The organism is Lysinibacillus sp. NPDC094403 (genome assembly GCF_050278745.1).
Lineage (GTDB): Bacteria > Bacillota > Bacilli > Bacillales_A > Planococcaceae > Lysinibacillus.
Map to the genome: position 1 here is coordinate 230,760 of NZ_JBNNTL010000002.1, position 23,047 is coordinate 253,806.

Genomic DNA, 23,047 nt, shown 5'->3' on the forward strand with positions numbered 1-23,047 from the left:
TTGGGACGGGGTTTTTTGTATGCCTTTTATACAAATTGATTGTATAGGAGGAACTAATATGCTAGCAGAACAAAAGAAGGAAACAACGGTTGAACGAGAAAAACGGATTCTCGCATTGTGGGAGCAAGAAGACACGTTTGCAACATCCGTGACGAATCGTGTTGGACAGCAGCCTTTTGTATTTTACGAAGGACCGCCGACAGCGAATGGCTTACCACACGTAGGTCACGCATTTGGCAGAACTATTAAAGATGTAGTGGCTCGTTATAAAACGATGCAAGGTTATTTAGTTGAACGTAAAGCTGGCTGGGATACACATGGTTTGCCTGTAGAGCTAGGCGTGGAAAAAAAGCTTGGTATTTCTGGTAAGCAAGAAATTGAGAAATATGGTGTAGAACAATTTATTCAAGAGTGTAAGGGAAGTGTCTTTACCTATGAGAAGAAATGGCGTTCCTTTACAGAGCAGCTAGGCTATTGGATTGACATGGATGACCCGTATTTAACGCTAAGTAATGATTATATTGAGTCTGTTTGGAATATTTTAAGTCATGTGCACAAGGAAAAGCTTTTATATAAGGGGCACCGTGTTTCACCATATTGCCCTAGTTGCCAAACATCATTAAGCTCACATGAAGTTGCACAGGGCTATAAGGATATAAAAGATTTATCTGTCACGGCAATGTTTAAGCTAAAGGATAAAAATGAATATTTTCTTGGCTGGACAACGACTCCGTGGACATTACCTGCCAATGTTGCATTAGCCATGAATCCTAAGCTTATGTATGTTCGAGTGAAGCAGCACGATAAAGTCTATATCTTAGCTAAATCACTAGTGAATAAAGTTTTTGCTGATTCTGTTGAAGTGTTAAGTGAACATGAGGGGTATGAATTTGAAGGTGTATCGTACATCCCACCATTTTCTTATGTCACAGTTGATAAAGGGCATGTCGTTGTACTAGCGGATTATGTTACAGAGCATAGTGGAACTGGAATTGTCCATATCGCGCCTGCATACGGGGAGGACGATTATAAAACGGTTCATCAAAATGGGCTATCCTTTGTAAATGTTGTTGATTTAAAGGGTTGCTATACAGAAGAGGTTCCAGAGCTTGCCGGTAAATTTGTGAAAGATTGCGATGTCGACATTATTAAAATGCTCGCTAAAGACGAACTGTTGTTTGATAAGGAAAAATATGAGCATAGTTATCCACATTGCTGGCGCTGTGACTCACCTTTGCTTTACTACGCAACTGACAGCTGGTTTATCAATATGTCAGCACTGAAAGATAAGCTTTTACAAAATAATGATCAAGTAAAATGGTATCCTGAGCACATTAAACACGGTAGATTTGGTAATTTCTTAGAAAACCTAGTGGACTGGAATATTAGTCGAAATCGTTATTGGGGTACACCGCTCAATGTCTGGGTTTGTAAGGATTGTGGTCATGAAGAGGCACCAAATAGTATTGCTGCCTTAAAAGAGTTAGCGAAGGGTACTTTACCTGACATCGAACTTCATAAGCCATATATTGATGAGGTTATGTGTACTTGCCCAACATGTAATGACGACATGGAACGCACACCGGAAGTGATTGATGTATGGTTTGATAGTGGTTCAATGCCATTTGCTCAGCATCATTATCCTTTTGGAAACCTTGATACGTTTAACAATCAATTTCCTGCCGATGTTGTCATCGAAGGCATCGACCAGACAAGAGGCTTTTTCTATAGTTTATTAGCTGTATCGACTTTATTTACAGGCAAGGCACCTTATAAAAATGTACTCTCTCTAGGGCATGTTTTAGATGAGCATGGACAGAAAATGTCGAAAAGTAAGGGAAATGCATTAGAACCAGTTGAACTGATAGAACAGTACGGAGCGGATGCTTTAAGATGGGCATTTTTAGTCGACAGCTCACCTTGGAATCCTAAACGGTTTTCAAAAAAAATTGTGATGGATGCGAAATCAAAGCTAGTCGATACACTAGATAATACGTTCAAATTTTATCAACTATATGCAGAAATAGATGGTTTCCAATACGATGCAGATAAGACTGGTACCCGTACAAAACTGGATCATTGGATATTGTCTCGATTACATCATACGATCCAATTTGTGACAAAATCTATGGACGATTATCAATTTACACAAGCAACACGTGAAATTGGCAAGCTTGTAGAGGAGCTAAGTAACTGGTATATCCGTCGCTCACGAGCAAGATTTTGGGCAAACGGGCTGACAGAGGATAAACGAGGTGCCTATAGTACACTGTATGAGCTACTAACAACAATTTGCCAATTACTAGCACCATTTACGCCATTTATCGCAGAGGATTTATATCGACAATTATCAGGAAAAAGTGTTCATTTACAAAACTACCCAACATACGATGAACAACTATTGAATCCAAAGCTTGAAAAAGAGATGGCAAATGTATTAACAGTCGTAGAGCTTGGCCGCAGCATCCGTAATAGTCAAGGCATCAAAGTTAAGCAACCTTTAAGTGAAATGATTGTCTCTGTTGACGGTGAGCTAACAGATTATCAACCATATAACGAGCTCGTGAAAGATGAATTAAATATAAAAGAATGCATTTGGACAAAAGATTTTTCAGCATATGAAACAGTTCAGTATAAGCTCAATTTTAAAACAGCAGGTGCAGCATTTGGAGCAAAAGTGAACAAAGTAAAAGATTATGTAGTGAATTTAAATGATGAAGAAAAAAATATATTACAACGTACAGAATCAGTTGCATTCACGATTGATGGGGAACAGATAACATTGTTAAAAGCACACGTGTTAACAGAGTCCATTGTAAAGGATCAGTATATCTTAGCCGAAGATACTTTATGCAGAGTCCTCCTCAATGTTCATCTGACAACTACCTTACTTGAGGAAGGGCAAATAAGAGAACTAATTCGCACAATTCAAGATACACGCAAAAAATGGAAACTTCCTGTTGAGCAATATATATCAATTTCGATTGCTGGAAGTGCCAAAGCAATAACTATCATTCAGCAGCACGAAGCACTGTTAAAGGCAAATGTGTTGTTAAATGATATTCATTATGTGAGTGACGATCAAGGTGAACGATATATGGAGACAGAGGTGTTTGATGAAAAAGTTATTGTTTATTTTAAGCTGTAGAATCTGTAATACTCAGGTAAGTTTCAAACGCAAGGGTTGGCAGAAGCAGTGATCTGAAGAGTTTCAAATCTGATCGGGTAGACAGAAGAAGTGATCAGGTAAGCCCGGAAACTGCTCTGGTAAGCCCCGGACTGCTTAGGAGTCGCTAGAAGAAAAGCACAGAACAACGCAAAACGCTCAGGTTCCAGTATTGTATTAAAAGTCAAGAGTTGAAGTAATGTACTTCATATTTCAAGAGCCTATATACAATGAGCAACATTATAAAATGCTATTTTTAAAGCTGAACTAATTTTGGTATTAGTTCAGCTTTTATTTGTGTTTAAAGATATAGTTTGAGGAGTATATTTAATAAAACTATAGTTAGCTACAACTGAACAATATGAGGAAAGAAACTATTAAAGAGTCACCAGGCTGGGATGGCGACCCTTAAATCGGAAATGTTAATATCCAGTCATGAATGTAGCGCCGACAATAATTAGAAGAATAAATAGAACAACAATTAAGGCAAATGTAGAACCATTACCGCCGCCGTAATAGCCGCAGTTATTAATGCCACCAACATTTCCACCATAGTATCCCATAAAGCACACCTCCTTTCTACAATATATAATATGTTAGCTGTAGAGAAGGAGTATGTTTGATAAACCATTTAGCTATAGGCATTAAAAAATATATTTTTGTGAGATAAGACCATAAAAAAGGGCCACTTGGGATGGAGTGACCCTTAGTAAAAAGACTAGGAGGTGTAAGGCTAAATTAGCTTTACCTTACTATTATTATGATGTGATAGCTATGTTTGTATAGTGAATTGCCTGTGAAATAGATTTTTAAAAATAAAAGTACAGCTTTAAATAAATTTACAAACAAGGTAGGTGCTGCACAATATGAGGAAATTAATAAATAGATAATCCACTATTTATTACGAATATCAAGAAATTTTGAAGAATTATACTTTAACTAGCGGTGCTGGATAGTTGAATAATATATGGATATATGTGGTGAAATAAATAATAAATAAAAGCCTGGAGAGTGTATGTAATGAGAGTACTATTGGAGTTCATAAGAATGTTTTTCTTACTCATAATTTTTTATTTGATTTCAGGCAATATTGTTGCTTATATCTACCAAAAATTAGGTGTTAAATATTCAAATACTTATGGAATTATAATGGTAATCTCAATTTTAATTATATTTACTGTATTATATCGAAATAAATTGCAATTAGGTGGATGGTATAAAGGAGAGGTTAAAGCCAAACTCTCAAAAACATTGACAAAACGGCTGATTTCAATCGCACTATTGTTATTGTTATTACCTCCTATCCTAAATTTCATATTCCACTAACGGTGCGATTGTTAATTTTGTACACTCGCTTCTTGTGCTAATGGGTTATTTAGTTAAATAGCTAGAGAAAGGTAATCATCTCATATGAGGTGGTTTCTTTTAATTTGCGTGATGCCATAACTGAAGTGTTACGGAACGAATTCTTCTTCTACTAACAGAGCAATAGTTGAAGAAGGAAATAGTTGCATTTACATCGAAATAAATAAGCTAGATTGGAGTAATCAAGGAATGTAATATCTAATATCGAGAGTTGAAAGAGAGTGCCCATTGATACGCAGTTATTTTTGACCAAAAAAAAAACTGCGTATCAATGGTTTCCTATAGGAGGGATTTTTGCTAAAAATAACATAAAGAAATGGATAACCCTGCATTAACCTTGAGAATTTTGAATGAACTTCTTGAATGAACTTGACTCTCTTATTGAGAATCTATATGAAAGCGGCACCATTTCTAGAAGTGTCTCCATTTTTTTTTCTGAGAGTGCTTCAAAAGAATTAGTAAGTGCGTACAATCGAAGCTTTTTTAATTCATTTAATTGTTTCGATATTTTCACTTCCGAAGAAGTGTTGCAGTCATGGAGTTTTGATATTGGTTTACTATCTCTTAAATTCTCTACCAGTTTAATAAGCATGGTATGGAATAATTGTTTAAATTCTCGGTATTCAAATGGATGTACTTCGCATAGTTCATTGTATTGAGAGACCACATAATGAATTTGAGTGAAACTTAGAGCTGGTTTATGTTCTAAGGCTAAAGCTAGAACATCGAAATTAGGGAATTTTTTCATAAATTGATGTAAATTACCCATCGCTTCAGGAAAGTTATTTGAAGATATTGGGTGTTCCTGATGATAGCAAAATGTTGAAGAATCTAATAAAAAGCGGGCGCCATTTTTGTACAAGCGATATCCAAGCTCCCAATCTTCTGCACCGTACCCTCGAAATGATTCATCAAAGTATCCTACCTTATCCAGTAGTTCTTTATTGACTGATACGTCCCCTGTTAAAAACGCAATATAGGGAAGCATAAAATTACTTAGATCTAATCCAAATTCGCTTAATCCATTATTTAACTCCTTGGTGAAATACCAATTCGGAAATGATAGATTTTGAAAGGAATTATTATTTATATCCTTCTTAGTGATGAGTGGGAATAACTGATTAGAGTTTTGATGATTTTGTTTATATTCATTATATAAGAATGTGAAATATGGATCACGGGGAACAAAATCATCTATGTGTACCCACTGTTTACTATTGAAATCGGAAGTTAGAAAGGTATAAATACCTCTATAGTGCATCGCACCACTTACTACTATATTCTTATCATTAATGTGATGTTTATAATGATTTTCAATGAAGTTAGGCTCAGTGAGCATTTCCGCATCTAGAAAGATTATCACTTTTCCTTCCGCAAGCTGGATGCCTAAGTTACGTGCGCGTGACCGACCTTGGTTTTTTCTTGGACGCACATATTTAAACTTAAAGGGTGGATCGAATTCTTTAGGAATATGAGAAGTATTGTCAGAGGAACAATCGTCAACTAAGATAACTTCGAAATTAGAAAAATCAAATGTTTGTCCCAATAAGCAATGTAGCGATAAAGAAACATATTCGTATTTATTGTATGAAGGCATAATAATACTTACCTTTATATCTTTTTTATCTTTATTTTTTATAATTAATTCATAATTTTCCTCCTTTTTTTCTTTTACATTACTTTGTCTTTCTTTTACATTACTAATTTTTACATTTGCGCTACTTATTCTTTCTCTTGCACTACTTATTTTTTCTTTTACATTATTTATTTTTTCATTTACATTACTTTTGTTTTCTTTACCGCTAAATAGTTTAGTTTCTTTGAATTCCAAACTAATTCTCCTCCTATATAATTAACATTTTTATATAGAGTATGAAAAATATATTTTATTGAATGGTTTTATTACCTCCTTTGGTCAAATCTTTACGGAATCTCACTTCTTCTTCATTTCTTCCATCCTTATATTATTCATCAAATATACATCGCTGAATTGCCGGGCTAGATATATGGTGAACTAGATGTAGGAGATTTAAAAAATACAGAAGAATTAGAGATAAATGGTGGGGGAGAAATTGTAGCTAAATTAGTATTAGGAGAAGAAGAAAGAAGACAGTGAACGAAGAATAAAAATCAGTTTTAGTTTAACGGAGTAGAGCCTTTTTATACTTAAACTTAGGGTGTAGGTTATTAGAACAATGTCAGATATAATGATTAAATTATTTTGGCGGATATTCATACGTCTTTAGGTGCGTGTGATTTATTTTAACCTTTGGTCCAGAAGAAATTTCATAGGTCATTCTGTCCTTCCCTACTGGAATTCACTGTCCACCATCCGTAGGTCTATTTCGAATGTAATTTGCAATATAAAACCACGGAAACCATTTACTCTAATTGTTTTAGATAATAGTAGCTATTCAAATCTTTTTCAAAATAAAGAGTAAGCATTAGCATAAGCTTAAGCATATCCTGTAATCTAAGCTCGTCAGAATCTTGGGTTGGTTCAGCTGATGAAACGATTGTTATTTGAAAAGAAGTAATAAGAACAAGGGTAGTATAAAAACGAACAAAGGAGCAATGTATTTGTCTTACGAATATATTCTTATTAATTATTTGTTGTAGGCAAATAGAATGTAGTCCAGATATGTAAATTCAGTTTGGTGATTTAATGACTGTAATTTTCTTGTAAGTGCTTATACATATAGTCTGGTAACTGGAAGAGGAAATGTTGCGAGGGGGAGATTTATGAAAAAAATATTGCTCTTTTTAGTACCTGCTTTTTTATTATTATATTTACTTTTCAATCAAGGAGATCCAAATACAAAAAAGGATATTCTTTATAGCCAAGCATTAAAAAAAGATATGAAAGTAAATATCTATTTGCCAACTGGATATTCCACCGACAATAAATATCCTGTTCTGTTTTTATTCCACGGTAAAGATGGAAATGAAGATAGTTTTATGAATGGATTTTATGGATTTAATGGTATAAAAATAGATCGTGTAGCAGATGAATTGATTCAAAAGGGAGAAATAAAACCTCTAGTTATTGTATCTCCTGAAATTGACAACAGTTACGGCATTAATTCCTCTTCAACAACGATTTCAAGGGATGGATATAATTTAGGAATGTATGAAGATTATATTTTAAAGGAATTGGTCCCTTATATTCAAGATCACTACTCGGTAGCGACTACTCGTGATGGTAGTTTTATAGGAGGAATATCCATGGGAGGATTTGTCGCTCTGAACCTGGGGTTATCCCATCCTGATGTGTTCAGTAAAATTGGTGGACACAGTGCTGCGATATGGGAAAATCAAAACGATATTCCAACGGGATTGTCTTGGCTGGCAAAATCAGACATGAATCTTTTTGAGCTTGTAAAAAAACAGGATCTTTCAGGGATTCAACTGTACCTGGATCATGGCGATATGGACCATGATTGGCTTATTCAAGGGAATACTTATCTAAATGATCTTTTAGACTCACATGGTGTGAAAACACAACTCCATGTAAGAAATGGAGGACATAATTATTCGTTTTGGAAATCACAAGTTAAAAATTATCTGTTGTTTTATATGCAAAACAACTAAGATATCTGGAAATAAAACTTAAGTGGCCCATGGCAGCTCTATATAAAAGTAAGAACGTAAAGAATTTGATTTGAAGTAAAGGGGGCGATTGTTCAATAGAGCAGTCGCTTTTTCTACTGGGAAGCATCTTCGTTAGTGAAAAAAGCACCTCCAATTATTGTGCCTCCCTATATAAGATAATTAAAGGGTTATGAATCCTACAAAATTTACGAAATGAAAAATCCAACTATATAATGACTAACAAAAATTGCAACATAAATTAAAGTAATATAAGGTTGATAATCAATATAAAATTCTTTATGAGTTAACCTAAATTTATGAGGTATTAAAACCCAACTAATATAATCAATTATTATTGAAAGTGTCGTCCATTGGATAACGGTAGTAAGCATAAATTCTTTTACATTATCCGTATCAATCCCTTTGCTGTATAGCCATAGAAAAATTGGGAATATTATAACATTGTAAAGAACCTGGTAGGGTCTAGATTTAACATAAACTGGTGATTTTAAAAAAGTTGTTCCTGCCTGTTTCGCATTTTGAACACCATAAAACTTATTGGAAATTAACATATGTATAAAAACTACTAACGTTGCGACTGAATAAGCAAGTAACATCCATAAAAAAGACATACCTAAATGATTAAACAATTAACTTCACCTAACTTTCGTAATGTAACAAATTATACCAATCCTAATTTATTACATTATCCTATACAATTTTGTTATTGTAAATGTAATATTCCGAAAAATAGTCACTTTTAATTTCTTAACTAAGTGGTAAACACAAATAGAAGCCGAACTAATATCAAAATTAGTTCAGCTTAAAAATTACATATAATAATGCACATTGTATACAGGATCCTGAACTATTAAGTGCATTAATTTAACTCTTGGCTTTTAATAAAACCCGTATTCTGAGCGCTTTTTATGTGATTACAGTAAACCACTCAGAAGGTAGAGAGCGGTTCCCCAAATAAAAATCGCTGAGCATTTATTAAAAATATTCATAAGCTTCCCTGAACCATCAAGTCTTTTCAATGATGCTCCAGCAATGATTAGACCGAAAAACCACAACCAAGAAATCAAAACACATGCTGAAGTGAACAACATTTGCTCCGTCCCACTATATTTTAAAGCACTCGTTCCGATAACACCTATCGTATCTAAAATAGCATGTGGGTTTAAGAGAGAGACAGAAACCGCAAATAAAATTTGTTTTTTAACAGGAAGTGCTTCGTTATTATCGGTAGATGCCGGATTTGAGCGCCAAATTGAATAGCCCATATAAAGTAAGAAAAGTATCCCAACACACATCAAGGCGATACGTAACCACTCAAATTGTAACACGACTATCGATAAACCAAATACCGCAAGAAGTATCAAAAGCGTATCACAAATTGAGGCAGTAATGCTGGCGGGTAAGGCCCGAACTAGATGTGGCTGTGTTGCACCTTGAGAAAAAACAAAGACATTTTGTACGCCTAAGGGCAAAATAAGTCCAAATGCTAAAATCATGCCATGAAGAAATGCTTCCAATTGAAAATCCCTCCTTTCACTAAATATTCTAGTTATGTTATAACTAAAAGAAAACGACCAATTGGATGGTTTTTTAGCCACCCAATTTCGAGTGTTTGAGGTGATAAGGATGAGCTGGCAGCCAAGTAGACAGGGTGAGATAACATTACAGCAGCAAATTATTCAGTGGATTACGCAACATATTGAGCGAGGAGATTGGGTGGCAGGAACAAAGCTGCCAACACAAAGACAGCTTGCCATGCAGTTTGGGGTAAACCGCAGTACTGTTCAGCAGGCGTTAGAGGAGTTAAAAGCGGCAGGAATATTGGAATCGAAGGTAGGCTCAGGTATATTTGTAGCTCATAATTCCTGGGATTCATTAATTACACAAACGCAACCAAATTGGCAAAAGTACATAGACACAAGCCTTCATAAGCCCAATTATCATACCATTCAATTAATCAATGAATACGAGCAGCGTGATGATGTCATTCGATTAGGAACTGGGGAGCTAGCACCAAGTTTATTGCCAACTGCTGAAATTGAAGCGTCATTGAAAGAACTCTCTTTACAGCCGAAATCTTTAGGCTATTCTTCACCACAAGGTAGTGATAAACTTCGAGAAGCGATTTGCGAATATGTGAAAAAAAGGGGGATCCATGCAAAGCCCCATAATGTTTGTATTGTCTCAGGTGCACTACAGGCATTGCAACTTATTGCTGTTGGACTGCTTGAGCAGGGTTCTATCGTATTCCAGGAACAGATGTCTTATTTAAATTCAGTCCATCCTTTCCAGTCTGTTGGTATGCAAATGATAGCTATCGATCGTGATGAACAGCTTACACAAACATTGGCTCAGCGGAAAAGAAAAAGGCAGGCTGTATTTTATGCTGTTCCTACATTAAACAATCCGACAGGTGGGGTATGGACATCGCTTGAAAAAAGGCAACTTTATCAAGCGTGTAAAGCGTCTCGTATTCCCATCATTGAAGATGATGTCTATCACGAATTGCTCTTTGAAGCGGCAATGCCTCCAATTAAATCAATGGATGATAGCGGGCAAGTCCTATATATTGGAAGTGTCTCGAAAACATTAAGCCCTGGACTTCGTATAGGCTGGTTAATCGGTCCAACTACAGTAATTGAGCGGTTAGCAGATATAAAAATGCAAACAGATTACGGTTCAAGCGCCATCTCACAGGAAATTGTGCTGCATTGGCTGCAATCAGGGAAGTATGAAGAGCATATCGTCAGCCTACGCAAAAAATTACAGCAAAGGGCAGATTATGTAGAGGCTATTTTACAAGAAAAATTCTGTAATATTGCTGAATGGAATAAGCCAAAAGGTGGCTTTTATATTTGGCTAAAGTTTCATGATCCAATCGTTGATAAAGAGTTATTTACTAAGCTTTTGCATCGACAAGTCCTCATTAATCCTGGCTATATTTACGATCCTCAAGATACCCAACATATTCGATTATCATATGCCTATGCAACAGATGAAGAGTTGGAAAAAGGATTAAATATCCTATACGAGATTGCAAGAAAGAAGATATAAACTTTTAGATAGATTCTAAAAGAAATAGGCTGGGACAAAACTCTTTAATGAGCTGCAGTTTTGAGATTTGTCGAGAACTTTTGAGATTGTTTATCCACCAACTTTATCGATTTATCAACCAACTATTTTAATTTATCACCCAACTTTTGAAAAATATCGACATCTACCTTCATGCAACACACTCTGACCGCACTGATAATTTACGTCGCTTATGACATAAGCATATTTTTTTACGCAAAATTAAAATATTTTACATCAAAAAAACGCGAGAAATCAACGTTTTTAAATTGATTTCTCGCGCTTTTTAAGGTTTTGACCAGTTTTGTCCCAGCCACTTTTTCATTCTTAAAATAACATAAGAAGAATAGATAAATTATTTGATTGTATGATCTTTCTCTGATGACGAATTCGCTAATTTTTCGTTAAGATTTTTCATTCGATTTTCAACTTTATTAGCAGCTGCATCGAGAGTAAATCCTTCATCAATGAGCTCCTGAATTAAAAGAATTTTTTTGATATTTAAGTAATTATATCTACGTGTAGTACCTTCCACTTCATTTTCTGAATCAATAATACCTTTTTCTTCTCAATAACGAATTTTTCTAGTAGGAACTCCTGTTATATTAGAAACTTCTCCTATTCCAACAACTAATTATTTTAGTAAATCGAAGTCTAACATAGGATCTATTTCATGTTTTTCGCTCATTTGAATTCCTCCAATATTGTTCGTAACCATTTTACATTAAAAGTTGAAAATTTGATCAATTAGAAAATCATTGGATTCGTCCTCATGATGAAGTAATTACAGTGAATAACGAAACTTTAACGCTTACAGGCATGAAATATAAATGCTATGTACCAGAGAATGATTCATGGGCATGGGTCATCGTCGGTCCTGATGGAAATATTATGGCATTTGAGCAAGACATTAAATGGAAAGGTGGTCGAATAACAGAAAAATGGTTACATGATAGTTGGCTATTAGAACATCAATTATAGGAAATTATTTTAACTAGGGTAGACGATAGATAAATTTGACAAAATTAACTTCCCTCCGAAAGAAGTCTCCCACTTCAAAACGTATAGGTGTGTAAGCATCAGTGAAGGTGGGAGATGAGATTTCGGAAGTGTAACCTAAACCCTAATAAAAAAACTGACAACATCAGTTGTCAGTAAAAAGAATGATATTACCTACCTTTATGTTTATTTTTAGACTTTTGAACTTTGAGATTCCGAATATATTCTTTTCGTTCTTCTTTAAGTCGTTTACAGGTAACAGATTTTTCTTTTTTTCTAAGTGCCAATTCTGCTTTTATAGCTTCTTCGGCCTTAGAGGTAATACTTGGATTTCTAAGCTCTTTTGAAACTTTTCTTTGAAGCCTTTTAGGGTTGATTTTTTTCATTTTAATTTGTTGGATAGGTATTCCATCATGTTTATCATTATTTTTGATAAAATCCAACAAATTCTTATTTACAAAATCAAAGACTTCTTGATCTTTAGGTTCATTTCCGAAGGTATACTTGTATGCTTTGTATTTGTTTTCGGAAATGTGTTCTATTAGCCCTATATAAAATTGGCCATCATAAAAAATGGTTAGTTTCATAGTAGGTCCCTCCTCATTTTAAAATCGAATGATGGACATCCCGAGGAGGGGAAGGTTACTGACATCAAATTATGATGCATCCGGACTACCAACCGAATCGTGTTTTTTCATTCTAGTTGTATTATAAACGATTTGTTATTATTTGTAATGGGGAATTTAAACAGTAACAAGGAATTTAAATGATTTATAATTAATATTAATCAAGTGTATATCTACGATCCCCATTAATGTTTAACCTTTATTAAATTGTATTTGAATAATAGTGTCATTCCTAAATTCATCAAAAAATGCACAAGAAATGGTACTAAAATATTGCTTGTTTCAAAATATATCCACCCAAATATTAAACTTGGAACGGCGATATTTATTAACATAATAGGTTTTTTGAAGTATTGAGCATGCATTCCTAAAAACAGTAAAGTTGTTATTATTATTGCAGTCCACTTGTGTTCTAGAAATACAAAAAGCAAATTTTGAATAATTCCCCTAAACAAAATTTCTTCAAATAACGCCCCTATAAACATAAAAGCTACAATACCTGACAACGAATAGTCTTGATAGCTTTTGTTAGTTTCATCTATGTATTTAGAGGGAATAAAGAATGTTAAAATTATCCCAAATAATAGTAGACCAAATGAAGCAAGAACTACACTCATTATCATACTAAGTGGCTTTTCGAATGATAAGAAATTTTGTATTGTGAATACATCATAAACGATAAGAGCGAAAATGGTAGCCACACAAACGAATGTAAAAGAAGAGAATACAAATACAGCGTCTTTTGGTCTAAAATCCTTCTTAGTCTTTTTTTGTTTGTCTTTTATATACTCCATATCTTTCCTTCTTTCTTGATAACTATAGAATAAAGAGATATTTTACCATAATATTTTGGTAGGAAATGCAACCGCTTCTATTTTTCCGATAAATAGGTTTTATTGAGAAAATTTTAAAGTAAGTTAAGGTAACCGTGTCATATATTTCCGGAATTATTAAAGTGAGCAAAATGTCAGTAGGAAAACAGGGGTTTTGAGTATTGGAGAGGAAATATCCAAAAATATGCTAAATTACTATAGTGAAATATATCCTTATTATGTATATTAATGGTATAGTGTATTTTCTCTAGTTGAAGATTTTATTGCGCCTTTATAGCATTATTTTCAGTTGTTATTATGAAACTCACTGTCCTAAACGTGACAATATTATAAACCTATGGGGAAAAGAAGGAGAAGTTTGTATGAAAGCACAAGGTATTTTAAAGGGAATTACTTTAGGCATTTTTTGTTCAATTTTTATTCCATACCTTTTTAATAGTGTAGGGGATACTTTAGCAGGAGGCCGTTTGAGCTATTGGGGAGCAAGTTGGGTATATATAGCATTTTCTATTCCCCTGATGCTATCCATGGTCATAATGGGATATTATCTATCTACTCTAAAGAATATCCCAAATAAAAAAATGTGGTGGATTAGTTTCTTTGTAACTTTAATTGTCAGCTTATTTACTGGCACATTGGGTATTATAATTAGTGAATTGATATTGCGCGGTAATTTAAATACTTTTAATCTAGAAGATTCAATGATATGGGGCGTCATTTACAGTATTTTATTCCTTCCAATAACTGTACCTTCAGGAAAGTTTATTTTAAATTCTTTGCATTATTGGATTCATAAACCCGCAATTTAAATGTATATAATATCATGACCAAGATGAAATTAATTATTTTGGTCTTTTTTTGTACATAGAGCATTTAAAAAGTCACTCATTTGAAAAATACAAGCATGAGTGACTTACATTTAACAGCAATCTTTTTAAAAAACGTGATCAAGATGGAGTTACTATTACTAACTAATTACAGGAATAATATAATATTGTTTTACATTTCTAACGATTAATTTTCAATCCAAGTAAGTAATCGTACAATTTGAAATGGGTCATACCAAGTAATGATGAAACTACAAAAGAAAAATACAATAACAGGAAAAAACTTGAATTTCCCCTGTTCTCTTTTAAATACTGCACCGAAACTTAAAAATAAACTTATGAATAATAAACCTAATCCAGATGTCATAAGAATCTCAAAGTTGGTTGAATAAATGTAGGAGAAACTCAAAAGAACTGCCCCGATTCCTGCAATAATAATGGATAGTTTGCTAAACATTTAAAACTCCCTCCAGAAAAAGATTTCCAATTTATTGTAACAAACTTTTTTATAAATTTCCTTCGTGAGTTAAAGTAAAAGTTTTGAGGATTAACCGAAACTAAATGTGCAATGAAATAGTCTTTTCTGCGTTTTACTTATTTATAGTTCATTCTTCGTAGAAAGACAAAACAGCGCTCATGCCTTAGAGAGTGCTAACAGGAATAAATGCGTAGTTTGGGGTGATAAAATGGAAACCGAAAAATGCCCTAACTGTGGAAATAAACAAATAATCATTGTTGAGAGGAGTTAGTAGAAAGAGATATTCGATATTAACAGGTAAACTTTTAAAAGTTCATAGTGTGTCATGCACAGTGAACTATATACAGTATAACTGCACACTTTGAGGAAAATTAAAATAATGGTGGGATAGCAAACTACAATGACGTTTTGGGGCGATGCATAGGGTAAGCTATCCCGAAGTAAATATATGTAAAAGGGCTTGATAACATTCCAACTGTAAAAATGTTTGAAATGAGATTATTAAAATAAATAAAGGTTATTACTAAACAAACATTAATAGGGTGCGTTAGTTTAAGAAAAAATAAAAGGATTTTTCCCCAAAAAGTACTTGATTAAGTAGCAGGGATCCATTCTAGAGGGAATTGGACGTATGGTGATTGATTATACGAATAGAAAGTTTGAGCTTGTGTTTAACAAGTGATGCTTCCCAGAGACAAGCAAGTATGACGAATTCTTTATGGATTTAATCTTGTAATAAGGTTTTATTATTAGATTAAACTTAGCTAGCATCTGCTTTACTTCAAACGGAAGTAAAGCCTTTTTCATATTAAGCTAACGGTGTAGGTTAGTTTAATAAAGGGTAAACAAAAGGGCCATTTTACTTTGTTAAACCATTACAAATAAAAAGAATACTCTAAACCTGTTTCAAGTAAGGAACCAGAATAAGAAAAACACTGACTTCGTTCAAATTATTGGATGGATCAGTGTTTTTTGCGTAATCCACACATCCTATTTTTTAGGAAAATTTCTTGAAGAAACCATTTGTTGAGCAAAAACCTATTTACAAAATTATGCAGCTATTGTACAGTTGGTTACACGAGTATACAACCATACAATCAACATGAGCAAAACTGAGCAAAGAAAGGAGTGTTCTTGTTGAAGCCAATATTAGATGAATCACTACCCATCTTTCAGCAAATTGCACAAATCGTAATAAACGACATTGTTGAAGGACACTTAAAAGAAGGCGAAAAAGTTCCATCTGAAAATGAACTATCAAATTTTTATAACATCAACAGGGCAACTGTGAGAAAAGGACTGCAGAATTTGGTTGATGAAGAAATTATTTATAAAAAACGTGGAATTGGGATGTTTGTAACGGAAGGGGCTAAAACAAAATTATTAGATGAAAGGAAAAAACAGTATCGAAATGAATATATACTGCCACTGCTAGAAGAAGCAAAGCGATTGGGAATGAGTTTTGAGACAGTGATGAAATTAATAAAAGAGGAGGAGAAAAAATGATTCGAGTTGAGAATGTTACCTATGGATACGGTGAGGAACCAATACTTAAGGATATTTCTTTCAAAGAAAAGGAAAATGGTATTACCGCATTATGGGGACGAAATGGGGCTGGAAAAACTACACTAATGAAACTTCTTGCCGGGCATGAAAAGCCTAACAAAGGAATTGTTGAGATCATGGGAACTGCTCCCTATAATCGTGCAGAGGTTGTTCAAAATGTATGTTATATGCAAGAGGATCATCCATTTAGTGCCATCTGGAATGTAAAGGATTCTTTGCGATTTGGACAGTATTATTATTCTAATTGGGATATGGAAATGGCTAATCGACTCTTAAAGATCTTTGGGCTGGATGAAAAGAAGAAAATATCAAAGTTATCAAAAGGGATGAAATCTGCTTTGCAGTTTATCATTGGAATTTCTAGCAATGCGAAAATCACAATTCTGGATGAACCTAGTAATGGATTAGACGCAAATATGCGTAAGAAAATGTATAAAACTATACGAGAAAGTCAGGAGCAGCATCCAAGATTGTTTTTAGTATCTACTCACCATATTGAAGAAATCCAACAGATATGTGATTCAATTCTTGTTATTCATGATAAAGAAGCATTTATCCATGAACCAATAGATGAAATTAGAGAGTGTGGAATTTGGTTGGTAGGAGACAAAAGTAAGATAGAGCAAGTGACGGATGGACAATATGTTTTAGAAGCAAGTGAATTAGGATCTAGGTTAAAAGTGATGGTTGATGTACCTTTTAATGAAAAATGGAAAGAAATCGCATCTTTTCATGGACTATCAATAGATAAAGTAAAACTACAAGATTATTTGTTAAATAGGACTGAGGAGGCAGAATAAGGATGAATTCTTTAAATGGAACATTTCGTTTAGTCTCAGAGGAGGCATTATTTTATCTAGGCAAATTAATGTTTCTCTACATTACTATTCCGTTGACGTTGTTGTGGATCCTTATTGGATATATATTCGGACTTGGTGATGATGTAGTTGCCTCAATTTCAGGCCCCGCTTATTTCTTTATTGCATTATTTGGAGTAAATGGATATAGATCAATGTATCCCGTCGCGATGGGGATGGGAAGTACGAGAGTACAGTTGCTCAAAGTATATTATGGTGTAGGTATATTAACAGTTGTTATATGCATTACATTTCTAAATGTATTGCAATATATTTTAAAAACTTTATATCTTCAATGGGAAGTCGGAGCAAACATTTTACATCCTGGATTATTCTTAATAGATGGATATCATTTCTTTGCTTATTTATGGATTGATCTTATGTTTGGACTCTTTTTGTTCGGGGTGCCTTTTCTACTATATAGTATTAACTTTCGTTTAGGGATGCGGAAAAGCATCATTATTCTCATGTTGCTATCAGTTATTTTCATGGTTTTATATTATGGTGGTTTTTTAAGCGATAGTATGGAATGGTTTTTAGGATTAGATTTAAATGCTTTGGGAATGACATTGATTACTTTTTTAGGCTTAAGTAGTGTTGGAGCATTATTATTATCATATCCTATTATGCGAAATGCTCCGTTAAAACCAAAGTTAAGAAAGGATTAAACTGGAAATGTTTATTTCAGTATTTGTTCATTAAAGAAATGATAAAAACAATTTGTAAACTCTCATACTTTGTTAGAAAGATTAACTCCATTTTGATCAATATTTTTTCAAAATGGAGTTTTTGCATTTGCTGATAAATAAAGGTTGAAGGAAATATTTTAATCAAATTTTATTCTAAAGCTACAGCACAAGTGCATGGTTTCACAATTTTAAAAAACTTTTTCAAAAAAGCGTATAAAAAATAATAATTAATCAATACTATTAAAGATTTCACTTCAACCAATATGACTAGGAGGGTTAACCCGATGAGTACGATTGATCGTTTACTCTGAATAACCATCAACTGAAAGCTAAAGCGGTTGTCTTAGGTTATTCTTAAGATTGAATGCGAAAGCGAGACAGTGTGTCATGGAGGAAGAAAAGTAAGTGTTAATCAGCCCGGAATTATTTCCGGGTTTTTTGTACTTTAAGAAATCGAAAGAGATGGATCAAGATGTTGCAGAATAAGAAAACCCCCAATACACACCTTTTTATAAAGTGAATATTGGGGGTTAGTTTTTATACTAACGTTTATTTGCATTTTGAATTTGGCTGAAGTCTACTTCCTCAGCGAACTCTTCTCTGTTTTCATTTTTACGTTCTCTGTTAGCATTTTGATTTTGATTCTGCTGTTTTTTGTTGTCTTGAGTTTTATTATTTTTATGTTTATTACTACCCATTATCATCTCACCTCCACTATTAGTGTGAGTGAAAGATGATTTTTTATCCGCATAACTTACAATTAATTAATGAAATATATGTGATGAAACAAAAGATAGGATATAGTAAAATTTTTACCTCCACAACATAAGCCGGCAAAGGTTTTTCTAACAAGATTAGAACATGATTTGTCACACTTGCATTTGTAGAAGCTCCCTGGATTGAGGGAATAGAAGTATACAATTTTTTTGTTATTTAAGATGTAGTTTTATAAAAAGGAGGTTATTCTTTGAGGTGAATGGGTATTAATGTTAAATTGATGAATGTTAGTGATGGACGATTTTTACGCCAGAAGAACATTTTCCAGAAGAATGGAGAGGAAAGCCTGATAAAGTCAGAGATTTTTGGTTAAATCAAAAAGAATTGAGAGCTACAGAGATTTATTTAACACCAGCATCCTCTGCTATGATTGCAACCAAGCTAAATGGAAAAGAATAATCCTAGTTAAGAATCCATACATATTTAAGTAATGATTTCTTTATGAAGAGGTGAAAAAATTGGAGAACATGCCAGAGGGCTATTCTTATGCTCCGCAGCCTATTCGGAAAGATGGGGCGGGTTGGCTGGATAAAGGGCCGAGAGATATTATGAGGGATCTGGAAAATCCTGATATGCTTGTCCCTCCAAAAACAGATGCTGGACTTGTATCAAATTTAAAATTTTCTTTTTCTGATACGCATATGGTTTTAAAAAATGGCGGCTGGTCTCGTGAAATTACTGTTCGTGATCTGCCAATCGCCACTACATTAGCAGGTGTCAATATGAGTTTGACACCGGGTGGAGTACGTGAGCTCCATTGGCATCAACAAGCAGAATGGTCGTATATGCTTCTTGGTCATGCACGCATTACAGCGGTCGATCAAAATGGGCGTAACTTTATTGCCGATGTAGGACCGGGTGATTTATGGTATTTCCCACCAGGAACTCCACATTCTATACAGGGTCTTGAAGATGGCTGTGAATTTTTACTGGTATTTGACGATGGACATTTCTCAGATCTAAGTACATTTTCAATATCTGATTGGTTTGCTCATACTCCTAAAGATGTGCTGTCCGCTAATTTTGGTGTTCCGATGAGCGCTTTTAATCATATTCCAAAAGAACAGGTCTATATTTTTCAAGATAAAGTTCCAGGACCTATAGACACACAAAAAGTACAATCACCCTACGGTACAGTTCCCCAAACCTTCAAGCATCGCCTGCTTGCACAAACTCCTATTAAAACTCCTGGTGGTAGTGTTAGAATTGTGGATTCGACAAACTTTCCTATTTCTAAAAATATCGCCGCAGCGCTTGTCGAGATTAAGCCTGGGGCAATGAGAGAGCTACATTGGCACCCGAATAATGACGAATGGCAATATTACCTTCAAGGTCAAGGACGTATGACCGTATTTGCAGCAAATGGTGTGGCTAGAACATTCGATTATCGTGCAGGAGATGTAGGATACGTACCGTTTGCAAATGGTCACTACATTCAAAATACCGGTACTGAGACATTATGGTTCCTTGAAATGTTTAAAAGTGATAGATTCCAGGATGTTTCGTTAGATCAATGGATGGCCCTTACTCCAACTGAACTTGTACAAAGTAATTTAAATATTGGTCCTGAACTTCTTAACGTATTGAGAAAGGAAAAGTGGCCGGTTGTAAAATATCCTGGATTTTCTTATTATCCAAGGTGAGGGTATAAAAAAGCAGGTGGGAACGATAAAAGATCTTATCTTTCCCACCTGCTTGTTTTTAATATTGATATTTATTTCTAGTAGCAAGCAGAATACCGATTGCTGGAACAGTACAAATAAGCATCGCTGCAAATGATAGTCCAGGTGAAATCTCGTATAAATAGCCGCCTAAAAATGTAAGGATAGCTGTACTTAATCCCTTTACTCTTTTTAGAATTACATATTTTTATTAAGATTTTTTTTTTCCAATAATGAAACAATTAATAATAAAACGATAATAAAAACAAAGGGAATAGAATAAGGGATATTTGAAATAAAATCAGGGATATCAATTATTTTTAAAAAGGTTAGAAGCGAAAAAAAAGCCATTATGCCTAAAACTCCTGATAACATTAGTCTTATTTTTTTAAGCATAATTTATCGTTCCTTTCGTTAGTAGTTTCCGTTTGCTTTACCTACGCAATACATAATATCTGCTTCAAATACTAATGCAGCTCCTACAGCACATGGGACACAAAGTACTGCTGTAGCACAGGCAATTCCACAAACTACTGATAGTGTTTTATAAACCCAACCTGGAACACCTTGATCATCTAAACAATTAAAAAATTTGGATGCCCAACTTGCAGCTTCTGCAGTATCAAGTTTTAAAATTGATAAGATTGAATCTGAATTTTTTTCTTTTTCTGGTGTAATCATAAAATCTTCTTTTGTTAATTGTACATTTTCTGATTTAGTTAATACTCCATCAGTATAGATTTCTATTTGAGAAGTATAATTTTTATCATCTGCTACAATTTTTCTTTCGTCATAATTAACAAGTTCTCCTTTGTTATCAAAGATAACTGTAAGGGCCGAAATGTTTAGCGTAGATTCTATGTTTTTGTATTCTATAGGCATATATAGCACATTATTCTATGTTTTTGTATTCTATAGGCATATATAGCACATTATTCTCGCCATTTTGCTTTGATTGTATGTCTTTGAAATCTAGTTCACCATTTGACTGTAATTTAATAGTTCCTTGTTTTATTAATGTAAGTAATTCTTTCTTTAAATCGTTTGTTTTTTCTTCAGGCATTTCTGAATAATTTTTATTAAAATCCTTAAAAGTTTCAGCTAAACCATTGTATTCTTCGGGTATTGATGTCTGTGCTAGAGTTAAAGGAGTAATTGCTGTAGTAACAAATAAAGTGGCGATTAGTAAAAAAGATAGAAAAATTTTTCCGAACATTTTTTTGTTCATTGCTATCAATCTCCTTTTCATGTTCCTCTTTTTTTTTACTTTTCCCCGGGTATGTTAATAACATATCATTAGTTATGAATATTAAGAAATCAATTTTTGTTGATAATTGAACAAAAATTGAGAAAAGTTAGTAAATTAGCTATTGCTTCCGAGAAATTTGTTTTAATTTTGCTTGTTTTTATAGTGTAATAAGTTACTATCTTTCACTTAATCTGTATTTTGTGTTCATATCTACATGAAAATAGTTCCCAATTTAAATCATGTTTTCCGCCTTCTTTGCTTTTTATCAATTTTTGTCATAAATAGAACAAAAATTGATAAGTTCAAAAAATATTCATCGACAAAAATTTGGGGTGACAAAATCGGCGATCTGTTTCTATACGTAGCCGAAGTAATAAGCTATTACTGAAGATCGCTATGTCAGATATAATAACAAAAACTCTTTGATTAAAGCTGCTTTCGTATAGATTGTTGCTCTGAAAATACTGATTGTTTAAGAAGAAGTCGGAGAATTACAAAGAGCAGATCAACTAGTTAAGGCAATGAAACAAGATTTATATAAGGAAATTACCCAATTTTCGATTCGCGAAAAAATCAGCCTAGAAAAAGCAAATATGTAATTTAAAATCCTAAAGGTGGTTAGTTATTATGTTAACGAAATATCGCTCCAATACATATATTCCGGAATTGGTGAAGGCTAGTAAAATGTTAGCCCAAAGACATAATTTCGAGTATTCATGCTCAGATGAGGCCGGAAGATTGTTGTCAGTGCTTGTTGGTCAAATCATGCATGGAACAATCCTTGAAGTCGGGACTGGCTACGGGGTAGGCAGTGCTTGGATTCTTTCTACCATTGCACCAGATGTACAGTTTGTTTCAGTGGATCATGCAAAGGAAAAAATCGATGCTACTGCTCAAACAATTCGTCATCAGCAGGCAGAATTTTTAGTAGGTGACTGGAAAGAAGCGGTAGCAAAAGGTCCTTTTCAATTTATTTTTGCTGATGTAGCTGCTGCTAAAACGATTGAATGTGTACAACTATTAGAGGCATTAGCTGTTGGAGGTATGTTATTAATGGACGATTTTACGCCTGAAGAACATTTTCCAGAAGAATGGAGAGGGAAACCTGATAAGGTCAGGGACTTTTGGTTAAATCATAAAGAATTAAGAGCTACAGAAATTTACTTAACAGCAACATCCTCTGCTATCCTCGCAACTAAGCTGAAAGGAAAAGAATAATCCAAGTAAAGAAACCATACATATTTTAATAACGATTTCTTTATGAAGAGGT

The 23,047-nt window shown here is 33.8% G+C and carries 22 protein-coding genes and 1 pseudogene; 10 read left to right on the forward strand and 13 right to left on the reverse strand.

All coding sequences use genetic code 11. The features are described from left to right. The first annotated feature begins 58 nt into the window (after nt 1-58). Complete coding sequence (ileS, locus tag ACQKMV_RS05405) at nt 59-3,148, forward strand: isoleucine--tRNA ligase (RefSeq protein WP_427502754.1); 3,090 nt, start codon at nt 59-61, stop codon at nt 3,146-3,148. A 440-nt stretch (nt 3,149-3,588) separates the two neighbouring features. On the opposite strand, the gene ACQKMV_RS05410 is transcribed toward ileS, so the two are convergent. The 3 genes and pseudogenes from ACQKMV_RS05410 to ACQKMV_RS05420 form a co-directional block, all read right to left on the reverse strand. Further along, nucleotides 3,589-3,729, reverse strand: a complete 141-nt coding sequence (locus ACQKMV_RS05410; protein ID WP_082172660.1) for a YjcZ family sporulation protein — start codon at nt 3,727-3,729, stop codon at nt 3,589-3,591. 1,133 nt (nt 3,730-4,862) lie between these two features. Next, complete coding sequence (locus tag ACQKMV_RS05415; RefSeq protein ID WP_427502757.1) at nt 4,863-6,362, reverse strand: glycosyltransferase family 2 protein; 1,500 nt, start codon at nt 6,360-6,362, stop codon at nt 4,863-4,865. A 385-nt stretch (nt 6,363-6,747) separates the two neighbouring features. Next, nucleotides 6,748-7,111 (reverse strand): annotated as a pseudogene (locus ACQKMV_RS05420) (DUF3888 domain-containing protein). A 162-nt stretch (nt 7,112-7,273) separates the two neighbouring features. Here ACQKMV_RS05420 and ACQKMV_RS05425 point away from each other — a divergent pair. Then, nucleotides 7,274-8,122: an alpha/beta hydrolase gene (locus ACQKMV_RS05425; RefSeq protein ID WP_427502758.1), complete on the forward strand. Its 849-nt coding sequence runs from the start codon at nt 7,274-7,276 to the stop codon at nt 8,120-8,122. Between the two features lie 206 nt (nt 8,123-8,328). Here the strand turns inward: ACQKMV_RS05425 and ACQKMV_RS05430 are convergent, their stop codons facing one another. Together ACQKMV_RS05430 and ACQKMV_RS05435 are read right to left on the reverse strand one after the other, a co-directional pair. Further along, on the reverse strand, nt 8,329-8,772 hold the full coding sequence (locus ACQKMV_RS05430; RefSeq protein WP_427502759.1) for a hypothetical protein: 444 nt from the start codon (nt 8,770-8,772) through the stop codon (nt 8,329-8,331). Between the two features lie 285 nt (nt 8,773-9,057). Continuing rightward, complete coding sequence (locus ACQKMV_RS05435) at nt 9,058-9,660, reverse strand: LysE/ArgO family amino acid transporter (protein ID WP_427502760.1); 603 nt, start codon at nt 9,658-9,660, stop codon at nt 9,058-9,060. A 109-nt stretch (nt 9,661-9,769) separates the two neighbouring features. On the opposite strand from ACQKMV_RS05435, the gene ACQKMV_RS05440 reads away from it, so the two are divergent. After that, the gene (locus ACQKMV_RS05440) at nt 9,770-11,197 is read left to right on the forward strand and encodes a PLP-dependent aminotransferase family protein (protein ID WP_427502761.1); all 1,428 of its coding nucleotides are present in this window, start codon (nt 9,770-9,772) and stop codon (nt 11,195-11,197) included. A 373-nt stretch (nt 11,198-11,570) separates the two neighbouring features. On the opposite strand, the gene ACQKMV_RS05445 is transcribed toward ACQKMV_RS05440, so the two are convergent. Next, nucleotides 11,571-11,771 (reverse strand): hypothetical protein, encoded by a 201-nt coding sequence (locus ACQKMV_RS05445; protein WP_427503092.1) that lies wholly within the window; start codon nt 11,769-11,771, stop codon nt 11,571-11,573. Between the two features lie 233 nt (nt 11,772-12,004). On the opposite strand from ACQKMV_RS05445, the gene ACQKMV_RS05450 reads away from it, so the two are divergent. After that, nucleotides 12,005-12,196, forward strand: coding sequence for a hypothetical protein (locus tag ACQKMV_RS05450; RefSeq protein WP_427502762.1), 192 nt, complete (start codon nt 12,005-12,007; stop codon nt 12,194-12,196). A gap of 188 nt (nt 12,197-12,384) precedes the next feature. Here the strand turns inward: ACQKMV_RS05450 and ACQKMV_RS05455 are convergent, their stop codons facing one another. Together ACQKMV_RS05455 and ACQKMV_RS05460 are read right to left on the reverse strand one after the other, a co-directional pair. After that, nucleotides 12,385-12,801, reverse strand: a complete 417-nt coding sequence (locus ACQKMV_RS05455; RefSeq protein WP_427502763.1) for a YjdF family protein — start codon at nt 12,799-12,801, stop codon at nt 12,385-12,387. Between the two features lie 224 nt (nt 12,802-13,025). Then, a complete protein-coding gene (locus tag ACQKMV_RS05460) occupies nt 13,026-13,634 on the reverse strand; it encodes a CPBP family intramembrane glutamic endopeptidase (RefSeq protein WP_427502764.1) in 609 nt (202 codons plus the stop codon). Between the two features lie 401 nt (nt 13,635-14,035). On the opposite strand from ACQKMV_RS05460, the gene ACQKMV_RS05465 reads away from it, so the two are divergent. Then, nucleotides 14,036-14,482: a hypothetical protein gene (locus tag ACQKMV_RS05465; protein WP_427502765.1), complete on the forward strand. Its 447-nt coding sequence runs from the start codon at nt 14,036-14,038 to the stop codon at nt 14,480-14,482. 205 nt (nt 14,483-14,687) lie between these two features. On the opposite strand, the gene ACQKMV_RS05470 is transcribed toward ACQKMV_RS05465, so the two are convergent. After that, a complete protein-coding gene (locus ACQKMV_RS05470; RefSeq protein ID WP_427502766.1) occupies nt 14,688-14,957 on the reverse strand; it encodes a hypothetical protein in 270 nt (89 codons plus the stop codon). Nucleotides 14,958-16,115: 1,158 nt separating this feature from the next. On the opposite strand from ACQKMV_RS05470, the gene ACQKMV_RS05475 reads away from it, so the two are divergent. From ACQKMV_RS05475 to ACQKMV_RS05485, 3 genes are read left to right on the forward strand one after another with little or no spacing between them, the layout of a single operon-like run. Continuing rightward, nucleotides 16,116-16,484, forward strand: a complete 369-nt coding sequence (locus ACQKMV_RS05475; protein WP_427502768.1) for a GntR family transcriptional regulator — start codon at nt 16,116-16,118, stop codon at nt 16,482-16,484. Then, nucleotides 16,481-17,344: an ATP-binding cassette domain-containing protein gene (locus ACQKMV_RS05480; protein WP_427502769.1), complete on the forward strand. Its 864-nt coding sequence runs from the start codon at nt 16,481-16,483 to the stop codon at nt 17,342-17,344. Before ACQKMV_RS05475 ends, ACQKMV_RS05480 begins: the two co-directional genes overlap by 4 nt. Before the next feature lie 2 nt (nt 17,345-17,346). Beyond that, nucleotides 17,347-18,069, forward strand: a complete 723-nt coding sequence (locus ACQKMV_RS05485) for a hypothetical protein (protein WP_427502770.1) — start codon at nt 17,347-17,349, stop codon at nt 18,067-18,069. 563 nt (nt 18,070-18,632) lie between these two features. Here the strand turns inward: ACQKMV_RS05485 and ACQKMV_RS05490 are convergent. Beyond that, nucleotides 18,633-18,788, reverse strand: coding sequence for a hypothetical protein (locus ACQKMV_RS05490; RefSeq protein ID WP_427502771.1), 156 nt, complete (start codon nt 18,786-18,788; stop codon nt 18,633-18,635). Between the two features lie 546 nt (nt 18,789-19,334). Between ACQKMV_RS05490 and ACQKMV_RS05495 the strand changes: the two genes are divergently transcribed. Next, the gene (locus tag ACQKMV_RS05495) at nt 19,335-20,510 is read left to right on the forward strand and encodes an oxalate decarboxylase family bicupin (protein WP_427503094.1); all 1,176 of its coding nucleotides are present in this window, start codon (nt 19,335-19,337) and stop codon (nt 20,508-20,510) included. Nucleotides 20,511-20,726: 216 nt separating this feature from the next. On the opposite strand, the gene ACQKMV_RS05500 is transcribed toward ACQKMV_RS05495, so the two are convergent. From ACQKMV_RS05500 to ACQKMV_RS05510, 3 genes are read right to left on the reverse strand one after another with little or no spacing between them, the layout of a single operon-like run. After that, the gene (locus ACQKMV_RS05500) at nt 20,727-20,924 is read right to left on the reverse strand and encodes a hypothetical protein (RefSeq protein WP_368638742.1); all 198 of its coding nucleotides are present in this window, start codon (nt 20,922-20,924) and stop codon (nt 20,727-20,729) included. A gap of 18 nt (nt 20,925-20,942) precedes the next feature. Continuing rightward, on the reverse strand, nt 20,943-21,410 hold the full coding sequence (locus tag ACQKMV_RS05505) for a hypothetical protein (protein WP_427502772.1): 468 nt from the start codon (nt 21,408-21,410) through the stop codon (nt 20,943-20,945). A 10-nt stretch (nt 21,411-21,420) separates the two neighbouring features. After that, nucleotides 21,421-21,756, reverse strand: coding sequence for a hypothetical protein (locus ACQKMV_RS05510; protein ID WP_427502773.1), 336 nt, complete (start codon nt 21,754-21,756; stop codon nt 21,421-21,423). A gap of 648 nt (nt 21,757-22,404) precedes the next feature. Here ACQKMV_RS05510 and ACQKMV_RS05515 point away from each other — a divergent pair. Next, nucleotides 22,405-22,995: an O-methyltransferase gene (locus tag ACQKMV_RS05515; protein WP_427502774.1), complete on the forward strand. Its 591-nt coding sequence runs from the start codon at nt 22,405-22,407 to the stop codon at nt 22,993-22,995. Nucleotides 22,996-23,047 lie beyond the last annotated feature (52 nt).

Coding starts and splice junctions, on each gene's coding strand:
- ileS (WP_427502754.1), top strand. CDS start 59: ATGCTAGCAGAACAAAAGAAGGAAACAACGGTTGAACGAGAAAAACGG.
- ACQKMV_RS05410 (WP_082172660.1), bottom strand. CDS start 3,729: ATGGGATACTATGGTGGAAATGTTGGTGGCATTAATAACTGCGGCTAT.
- ACQKMV_RS05425 (WP_427502758.1), top strand. CDS start 7,274: ATGAAAAAAATATTGCTCTTTTTAGTACCTGCTTTTTTATTATTATAT.
- ACQKMV_RS05440 (WP_427502761.1), top strand. CDS start 9,770: ATGAGCTGGCAGCCAAGTAGACAGGGTGAGATAACATTACAGCAGCAA.
- ACQKMV_RS05455 (WP_427502763.1), bottom strand. CDS start 12,801: ATGAAACTAACCATTTTTTATGATGGCCAATTTTATATAGGGCTAATA.
- ACQKMV_RS05460 (WP_427502764.1), bottom strand. CDS start 13,634: ATGGAGTATATAAAAGACAAACAAAAAAAGACTAAGAAGGATTTTAGA.
- ACQKMV_RS05465 (WP_427502765.1), top strand. CDS start 14,036: ATGAAAGCACAAGGTATTTTAAAGGGAATTACTTTAGGCATTTTTTGT.
- ACQKMV_RS05470 (WP_427502766.1), bottom strand. CDS start 14,957: ATGTTTAGCAAACTATCCATTATTATTGCAGGAATCGGGGCAGTTCTT.
- ACQKMV_RS05480 (WP_427502769.1), top strand. CDS start 16,481: ATGATTCGAGTTGAGAATGTTACCTATGGATACGGTGAGGAACCAATA.
- ACQKMV_RS05485 (WP_427502770.1), top strand. CDS start 17,347: ATGAATTCTTTAAATGGAACATTTCGTTTAGTCTCAGAGGAGGCATTA.
- ACQKMV_RS05490 (WP_427502771.1), bottom strand. CDS start 18,788: ATGGGTAGTAATAAACATAAAAATAATAAAACTCAAGACAACAAAAAA.
- ACQKMV_RS05495 (WP_427503094.1), top strand. CDS start 19,335: ATGCCAGAGGGCTATTCTTATGCTCCGCAGCCTATTCGGAAAGATGGG.
- ACQKMV_RS05500 (WP_368638742.1), bottom strand. CDS start 20,924: ATGCTTAAAAAAATAAGACTAATGTTATCAGGAGTTTTAGGCATAATG.
- ACQKMV_RS05505 (WP_427502772.1), bottom strand. CDS start 21,410: ATGCCTATAGAATACAAAAACATAGAATCTACGCTAAACATTTCGGCC.
- ACQKMV_RS05510 (WP_427502773.1), bottom strand. CDS start 21,756: ATGAACAAAAAAATGTTCGGAAAAATTTTTCTATCTTTTTTACTAATC.
- ACQKMV_RS05515 (WP_427502774.1), top strand. CDS start 22,405: ATGTTAACGAAATATCGCTCCAATACATATATTCCGGAATTGGTGAAG.